This is a genomic window from Lacisediminimonas sp. (genome assembly GCF_030645335.1).
GTDB lineage: Bacteria > Pseudomonadota > Gammaproteobacteria > Burkholderiales > Burkholderiaceae_D > Lacisediminimonas.
This window is the reverse complement of the sequence record NZ_JAUSNH010000210.1, coordinates 1-7384: the sequence shown is the minus strand read 5'-3', so window position 1 is coordinate 7384 and position 7384 is coordinate 1. Positions and strand designations below refer to the sequence as shown.

The 7384-nt window shown below is 63.9% G+C and carries 4 protein-coding genes; 3 read left to right on the top strand and 1 reads right to left on the bottom strand.

Annotation, left to right across the window (positions count from 1 at the left end; all coding sequences use genetic code 11):
- Both Q7T64_RS14670 and Q7T64_RS14665 read left to right on the top strand, forming a co-directional pair.
- Window positions 1-4405 (top strand): glycosyltransferase (locus Q7T64_RS14670; protein ID WP_304797209.1); only part of this gene is annotated, 4405 nt, incomplete at its 5' end.
- Window positions 4383-5231, top strand: coding sequence for a bifunctional 2-polyprenyl-6-hydroxyphenol methylase/3-demethylubiquinol 3-O-methyltransferase UbiG (locus Q7T64_RS14665; protein ID WP_304797207.1), 849 nt, complete (start codon window positions 4383-4385; stop codon window positions 5229-5231). The genes Q7T64_RS14670 and Q7T64_RS14665, both read left to right, overlap by 23 nt.
- Here the strand turns inward: Q7T64_RS14665 and Q7T64_RS14660 are convergent.
- Window positions 5228-5833, bottom strand: a complete 606-nt coding sequence (locus tag Q7T64_RS14660; RefSeq protein WP_304797205.1) for an SCO family protein — start codon at window positions 5831-5833, stop codon at window positions 5228-5230. The genes Q7T64_RS14665 and Q7T64_RS14660 overlap by 4 nt on opposite strands.
- 270 nt (window positions 5834-6103) lie before the next feature.
- Between Q7T64_RS14660 and Q7T64_RS14655 the strand changes: the two genes are divergently transcribed.
- Entirely contained in the window at window positions 6104-6793 is a 690-nt protein-coding gene (locus Q7T64_RS14655) for a response regulator transcription factor (RefSeq protein WP_304797203.1), read from the top strand.
- Window positions 6794-7384: the final 591 nt, after the last annotated feature.

The following is a 7384-nucleotide window of genomic DNA, read 5'->3' as shown; positions in this document are numbered from 1 at the left end:
GCGCGAATTCTGCCAGCAACACCAGGACTTCGCGCTGCTGGAAAACCAGGCCAATCTCGGTTACACGCGCACCATGAACCGCGGCCTGGCGGCGGTGAATGCGCCCTGGGTGGTGATGCTCAACAGCGACACGCTGGTGAGCGCCGGCTGGCTGGCCGGACTGCTGCGCTGCATCGGATCGGACCCGGCCATCGGCATCGTTGGCCCCTTGTCGAATGCCGCCAGTTGGCAGAACGTTCCGCTGCTGCGCAATGACAGCCAGGAATTCGCCGTCAATCGCCTGCCGGCGGGACTGGACGTCGCCGCCATGGCGCGCCTGGTCGCCAGCGCATCGGCGCGCCGCTATCCGCGGGTGCCCGTGCTCAATGGCTTTTGCCTGCTGTTGCGGCGCTCGCTGCTGCAAACGCTTGGGCCGCTCGACGCCGGGCTTTTCCCGCACGGCTACGGCGAGGAGAACGACTATTGCCTGCGCGCTGCCGACGCCGGCTACGCGCTGGCAGTGGCCGATGATGTCTACGTCCACCACGCCAAGTCGGCAAGCTTCGGCCAGGAGCGCCGGCGCGCGCTGTGCGCCGCCGGCGCACAAGCCTTGCAGCAAAAATACGGAATCGCGCGGATCGAAGCGCTGACAGCGTCGATGAAAGCCGATCTGGCGCTGAACGGCATACGCCGGTCGATCCAGGCCGCGCTGGCCACGCAGCGCGAAACCACCAGCGGTGACCCGCTGTCCTTGCGGATGCTGTTCCTGTTGCGTGGACCGGCCGGCGGCGGCGGCGCGCATTCGGTACTGCAGGAGGCCGCGGAAATGCATCGCCTCGGAACCACGGTCCGGGTGGCGGTAGAACCGGACCTGCTACCCGCTTACCTGCGGGCTTACCGGGACCAGCCTGAAGCCGCCACCATCCTCGCCGGCTGGGACGAGACAGTACTGGCCAGCCAGGCTGCCGGATTTGACGTTGCCATCGCAACGATCTGCACCTCGGTACGTTTGCTGGAAGCAGTGGCCACCGCAAATCCGGCGATCCTGCCTGCCTATTACGTCCAGGACTATGAACCGCTGTTCTACGAACCCGGATCGCCGACCCGCGAAGAAGCGCTGGATTCGTACACACGATTGCCCGGCGCACTGCTGTTCGCCAAGACCGGATGGGTCGCCGCGCAGGTCGAATCCGCGCATGGGTTGCCGGTGGTGAAAGTACAGCCGGGCATTGACCTCGCCCTTTACCGGCCGCTGGCGCGCCAGCCGCAAGCATGCATCAAGCTCGCCGCCATGATCCGCCCGCAGACGCCGCGGCGTGCTGCACAACGGACCATGCGGGTGCTGGCGCGCGTTGCCGAACGTCTGGCATCGTCGTCGCCGACAGTAGAAATCGCGCTGTTCGGCTGCGACAGCGACGATCCGCAGTTTGCTGCCCTGCCGCGCGAATTCCAGTTCGAGAACCGGGGGGTATTGTGCCGGCCGGAGGTCGCCGCCCTGCTGCAGCAATCCGATCTGTTCATCGACCTGTCGGACTACCAGGCGTTCGGACGCACGGCGCTGGAAGCGATGGCCTGCGGCTGTGCGGCCGTGGTGCCGGTCCACGGCGGCTGCGACGAATATGCGATCGATGGCGTGAATGCGCTGGTGGTCGACAGCCACGACGAGGCGCAGTGCATCGAACGCATTTGCAGCCTGCTGCGGGATCGGGCCGCGCTGCAAGGCCTGCAGCTCGCCGGTTCGCTGACGGCAAGCCGGTTCGGCCTGCGCGGTGCGGCGCTTTCCATCCTGCATGTCGCGGCGCGCGGCGTCGCGACCCGGCAGCCGCCGATGCAAAAGGTGCCCGCACGCGACGCACTGCAATGCGCGCGCGATCCGGCACCCGTATTGGAGCGGGCCCAGGCCACACCGCCGCTACGCCACCAGGAATCCAGGCTGCCCCTGACCGTGCTGGTGCTGAGCTGGGACGTCGGACACAATCCGGTCGGCCGCTCGTACATGCTGGCCGAAGTGCTGAACCGGGTGGTGCGCAATGTCGTACTGGCCGGATTCGGCTTCGAGCGATATGGTTCGCAGGTATGGGAGCCGGTGCGCGATGCCCGGCTTCCGGTGATCCGCATGCCGGCGTCGGACACGGCCGGACTGCTGACGCAGGTGGACCGCATCGCGCAGCGGGTCAAGCCGGATATCGTCATCGCCTGCAAGCCGCGCATGCCGTCGCTGCAATTGGCCGCTGCCATCAAGCACCGGACCGGCTGCCCGCTGATCCTGGACATCGACGATCACGAGCTGGCGTTCTTCAACGGCGCGCAAGAGTTGTCGCTGGCTGGCTTGTCTGCCCTGCCGGCAGCCGACCCTGCCAGCGAAGCCAGCCTTCCGTTCGGCCGCTTGTGGACCAGCGTGGCCCAGCACATGCGTCGCTTCGCCGATGAAATCCTGGTGTCGAATGTCGCCTTGCACAGGCAGTTCGGCGGCACCGTCCTGCCGCACGTACGCGATGAGACCGTATTCGATCCGGCCCTGTACAGCCGGCAGTTGTCACGCCTTGAATATGGCATTGCGCCGCAGGCGAAGGTGATCCTCTTCTTTGGCACGCCACGCCTGCACAAGGGCATCGATGCGCTGGCTGTCGCCACCAGCAAACTGCACGACCCCGCCTGGCGCCTGGTGATCGTGGGCAGCAGCACCGACCGCAGCGTCACCAATGGCATTGAGAAGCTCGCGCCAGGCCGCGTGAGCTGGCTGCCCAACCAGCCCTTCGACGCCATTGCGCGCGTGTTGGCGATGGCCGACGTGGTTTGCCTGCCGCAGGATGAAAGCCATCCGGTGTCGCATTACCAGTTGCCGGCAAAGGCGATAGACGCCATCGGCATGGGCGTGCCACTGCTGGTCACCGGCACCGCCCCATTGATGCAACTGGTTCACGATGGCGTGGCGATTGCGGTAGAGCGCGACCAGCTGGCCCAGGCCATCGAGCGCGCTGTCGACGCCAGCGGGCAATGGGCCCGACAGGTGCGCCCGGCCTTCCTCGCGCACTATAGCCATGACGCCGCGGCGCGCACGCTGCGCACTGTACTCAAGCGTGTGCTGGACCATGCCGACCCGATGCGCACAGACGATTTGCCGGCGCTGGTACGGCAGCAACGACGCCTGCTCGGCTTGCCGGGCAGCGCAGCGCCCCGGCGCCCACCAGCTGGTCGCGGCCGCGATGTGGTGATGTTCTGGAAGCAGAACGACAGCGGCATCTACGGCCGCCGGGTGGACATGGTGGCGCGCTACCTTGCCTCGCGCAGCGATGTCAGGCGGGTATTGCTGATCGATGCGCCGATCTCGGAGCACGACCTGCTGCGCCTGCGCGATGCCGGCGGCGCGGCGACACAGGACCGGCTGATCTACACCCGCAGCTACGAAAAGCAGTTCGGCCTGCGTGACGATGGCAAGCTCTCCTGCCATGTCTTCATCTATCAGCCCGGCACCTGGCGCACTGGCACGGTGGACAACGGCCGTGCGCCGCTGACCGAAGGCTACACGGCCTGGCTGGCACAGCTGTTCGATCGCGAAAAAGTGGATCCATCAAAATCGATATTCTGGATCTATCCGCGCAATTACCATGCCCCGGCACTGCTCCAGCGTTTCCGTCCGTACCGTACCGTGGTCGACATCGTCGATGACCATCGCGCCTGGCCTGGCGTCTCCAGCGAGGAGAAGGCCCGGCTCTCGGACAATTATCGGGACACGCTTGCCCGGGCCGACATGGCCTTCGTCAATTGCGCGTCGATGCAACAGGAAATGGCGCAGTGGTTCGACGGACTGCGACTGGTCCCCAACGGCTGCGACTTGTCGATGCCGGCCGGCGTCCCGGTCGGGAGCCCCTGCTTCGACGCCTTGCGCCGCCATGCCGGGAAGGTGATCGGCTATGTCGGCAACCTGGAAAGCAAGATCGATCTGGTGCTGCTGAAGAAAATTGCGTTGCGCTTCCCCGAATGCAAGCTTGCGCTGCTGGGCTCAACGCATGCCAATCCCGCCGTGCTCGAATTGCAGGACCAGCCGAACGTCCTGCTGCCGGGCATCGTCCCCTACGATCTGCTGGCCGCCTGGATGGAGCGCTTCGATGTCGGCATCATTCCCCACCTGGACACGCCGCTCACGCGCAGCATGAATCCGCTCAAACTGTATGTGTACCTGGCGCACCGCCTTCCCGTGGTGTCGTCCTGCGTATCGAACGTTGACGCCAGCGCGCCGTGCGTGACGATTGGCGCCAGCCATGAGGATTTCCTCGCTCGCTTGCAGCACGTGCTCGACTCCGGCCGGGTGGCCGGCGCTAAGCAGGACGCGTACATCCGCAGCAATAGCTGGGCTGCACGGCTGGCGCCGCATGTCGATCTGCTTCTGGAGCCGCTGCACCATGGAAAAACCATTCCCGCCTGACAGCTACCGTGCCTGCTGCACTTTGTGCGGGCGCGCGCAAACATTTGAACGCCGCGCTTACGCCATCAGGGAGACCTATCGCTGCGCCGGATGCCGCGCTTCGCTGCGCGAGCGCGAACAGGCCGCTGCACTGCTGGCCTGCCATGCGCCGCCCGCAGTCGTCTCGATAGCCCAGTTGGTCGAGCTACCGTCATTTCGCAACCTGCGCATTTACGAGCCGGGCACCAGCGGCCCGTTCCGCGCGCTGATGCGCTCGCTGCCCTTTTACCAGCAATCGGATTACCTGCCGCCGGAGCGGCGCACAAACCAGAACCCGAAGCTGCCGCACCAGGACCTGCAGTCGATGGATTTTCCGGACCAGGCATTCAACCTGGTATTGAGCTCGGACATTCTTGAGCATGTGCGCCATCCACGCCGGGCCCTGGCCGAGATCGCGCGCGTACTCAAGCCCGGCGGACGACATATATTCACGGTGCCGCTGCAGCATCCCATGGCGGCGGCCAGCGTTGCACGGGTCGATGTCTCAACTGCCGAGGATCGTCACTTGCTTGCGCCGCACTACCACGGCGACGGCAAGGGTGGCCGCTCCCTGGTGTACACCGACTTCGGCGCCGACATCGCCGACTTTGCAGCCGCAGCCGGCTTCACCACTCAATTCCATCGCCCGGCGACGGCCAGCCAGACGGCCAACATGGTGGTGACGCTGGTATGCATGCGCCACCCCCTGCCTGCAAGGCACGACAGCACGCAGGGATCGGCAACTGCCCAGTCCCAGGGCCGCACAGACGGCACAGGGTCAGCCACGAGACACCAGAACCTTGCCTAGGCCACGCCAAGGATGCTGCTGACGATCTGCCGGCTAGTGGTCGCGGAAGGCACCATGCTCCAGCGGTTCGCCGACACCTTACCGATGCGTAGCATGCCGGTATGCTGCGACAGGTCGGCATCCACCGCCGGGTCGATGTCGTAGAAGCCGAGCCGACGCCGGATCAGGTCAATGTCCTTGCCGCTGCCAGTCAGGAAAGTCCAGCTGTTCGTGATGTCATGGCGTTCCCGGTATTGCCGCAGTGCGGCCGGCGTGTCGAATTCAGGACGCAAGGAAATCGAATAAAAGAATATGTCGCGCCCGACCCGGCTTCCCAGCGCCTTCTGCACCGCTTTTACCGTAGCGGTGCTGGCGGGGCAGATTCCGCTGCAGGTGGTGTACATCATGTTGATCACCACCAGCTTGTCCTTCAAAACGTCGTCGAAGAAGCGCAGCTTCCTGCCGTCATGCGCAGTCAGTATCGCGTTCGTGAAGTAGCGCTCGCCGCTATCGTAAGCGGCGCTCGCCGGCCTGGACAACGGTTCTGCCGCGGCCGCTGCTGCAACCGGGACCAGGGCCGCACCGCCGGCTGCCCTCAGGAACTCGCGCTTGGAAAGATTCATATTCGCTCCGACTTGAACAGGGAAATTACGGTGGACGCACAGATCGAGTCCGTCCGGCTCATTGTGGGGCTGACAGGAAACCGGGATTTAAGCTTGCGCAATTGCGTGTCGCGCTTCGCCGGTATTGCGTCCGCTCAGCGCCACAGGTTCCCGGGGCAAGGAAGCATTTGCGCGACCTCATGATTCCGGCGAGAACCAGTCCATGCGCAGTGTCTCCATTAACGCAAGTCAACCAATTCCGCCATCACGACGCTATTCTGGACTTGCGCGATGTGTCACGCCGACACCAGTGCTGGAGGAATCATGGTTCTGCTCGCTACTGCATCAAACGATGTGCTTGCGTCTGTCGGTCATTTACGTTCCCGATATGGAAACTGGCTGACTGTATCGGCATACGACTCGATGCTGGAAGTGCTGGGATGCCTGCAGCCGAACCTGGTCTTGCTGGACATGGAACTTCCGGGGCTGCACCGCGGGCTGCGTCTGAAAGAACTGGCCGGCCCTTGCAGAACCAGCAAGCTGATCGCCCTGTGCCACACCCCGTCAGACGACCTCGAATTGGACTGCATCAAATACGCCGGTGCCAGGGGATGCTGCCCGATCAAATCCAGCGCCGAACAACTGGAGAACGTCCTTGCTGCCGTTGAACGTGGAGAGCTCTGGATCCGACGCTCGTTGATGACCCGACTCGCGCAAGAACTGACCGACACGCTGCGAGGACAAGCAGTCAAGCTGGAGCCGCGTGGCCCGGTCGCCCTTACCCAGCGAGAACGCGAAATCGCCCTGCTGGTTTGCGCCGGCAACAGCAACAAGCAGATTGCGCGTCTGCTGGACATCACTGAACGAACGGTCAAGGCGCACTTGAGCGAGATCTTTCGCAAGATGGGCATTAGCGATCGATTGATGCTGGCATTGCGTTTTGCCGGGCCGCTCGAACAGGCGCGCACTGCCGTGGCCTGAGCAATTTCCCCTCCCGACGCACACGTCGCGCATTGCGGACCTGTCCGCTCGTTTCACCCGTTCGCCTGCCAGGGTTTCTTCCGTGCAGCCGCTGTCGACTGGCGCAGCTTCCAACCGCCTGATCTTGCCGCCAGGCCCGGCCCCGCATGAGCTCGCGGCGCCCTGTACCGAAGTACAGGTGTACCAGTGTCCAATAGAAACGATCCTCTCAATAGGTTAGGTTGAAGATCAACAGGTTTCTTCATGGCGACGCAGCCATCGGAAGCCTTGACCGAACGTATCGATTGGCAATACATGCGCAGACAAGGACCTGCGGCACAGGTAGCGCGAACCAGACTGACCCAAGCAGGACTGCCGCTGAACAAGAATGCCCGGCTACCAGTCGCAATTGACAGCGGCAATCAACCGACACTGCCACCACCACAATCACAAAATCTGGAGAACATGTCATGGCAACTCCGCAATACAACTTCAGCGTCAATGTCGGCGACCTTGAATTCATCCTCAAGCAAATCAAGATTGCGGAAGCCAGCACCAATCCCGACACCGGCGCAGTGGAGAATCTGCCCGAGCTGGTCGGCAGTGCACTGC